Origin of the sequence: Streptomyces jumonjinensis (assembly GCF_009600885.1) — a bacterium.
In the GTDB taxonomy this organism is placed as follows: Bacteria; Actinomycetota; Actinomycetes; order Streptomycetales; family Streptomycetaceae; genus Streptomyces; species Streptomyces jumonjinensis.
This window is the reverse complement of the sequence record NZ_VCLA01000202.1, coordinates 11889-12891: the sequence shown is the minus strand read 5'-3', so window position 1 is coordinate 12891 and position 1003 is coordinate 11889. Positions and strand designations below refer to the sequence as shown.

1 protein-coding gene is annotated in these 1003 nt (G+C 67.1%); it reads left to right on the top strand.

Going from position 1 to position 1003, the window contains the following annotated elements; translation table 11 throughout:
* Window positions 1-19 precede the first annotated feature (19 nt).
* The coding region (locus FF041_RS38590) for an AMP-binding protein (protein WP_323393692.1) at window positions 20-1003 on the top strand (984 nt) is incomplete at its 3' end.

Sequence of the window (1003 nt, the reverse complement as noted above, 5' to 3'; positions counted from 1 at the left end):
CGGGCTGTTCATCAACACCGTGCCCGTACGGGTACGGCTCGACCCCGCACAGACGGTCGTGGAGCTGCTGACCGAGCTTCAGGCAGAACAGTCGGCCCTGTTGGATTACCAGTATCTGAGCCTCAGTGAGGTGCAGCGCCAGGCAGGGGCCGGTGCCACCTTCGACACGCTGCTCGCCTTCGAGAACTTCCCTTCGGGCGGACAGGGGCGACTGCCAGAACCCGCTGGGCTGCGAGTAGTCGAGTCGGGGATCCGGGAGTCGATCAATTACCCCCTCGGCCTGGTCGCGGGTCCGATCGGCGGACTCGGTATGCGCTTGAACTATCGGCCGGATCTTTTCGACGCCGAGGAGGCTCAGGGGATTCTGGATCGGTTGGTGCGGTTGCTGGGGCAGATGGCGGCTGATCCGGGGATGCTGGTGGGGCGGATCGGGGTGTTGGACGGGGCCGAGTTTGCGCGGGTGGTGTCGGAGTGGAACGACACTGCGCGGCCGGTGGTCGGTGGTTCGTTGGTGGAGTTGTTCGGGGCGCGGGTGGGGTGTTCGCCGGATGCGGTTGCGGTGTCCTCGCCGGAGGGCGAGTGGTCGTACGCGGAGCTGGACCGGGCCGCGAACCGGGTCGCGTACGGGCTGGTCTCTCGTGGTGTGGGCCGGGGTGATCTGGTCGGTGTGGTGATGGAGCGTTCGGCGGATCTGGTCGCTGTACTGCTGGGTGTGGCCAAGGCGGGGGCTGCGTATGTGCCGGTGGACCCGTCCTGGCCCACCACCCGGATTCAGCACACCCTCGGCGGTGTGGCGCTGGTCGTGGCGGATGGTGATGTGTCCGTTTCCGCGACGGCTGCTGTGGTTCCGGTCGAGGAGTTGCTGTCCGGTCCGGAGGGGGTCTTTGCCGCAGTGGTGGTGGGCGGTGAGGATCTGGCGTATGTGATGTATACGTCGGGGTCGACGGGTGTCCCGAAGGGCGTCGAGGTCACCCATGGTGCGGTGGCGGCTCTGGTCACCGAC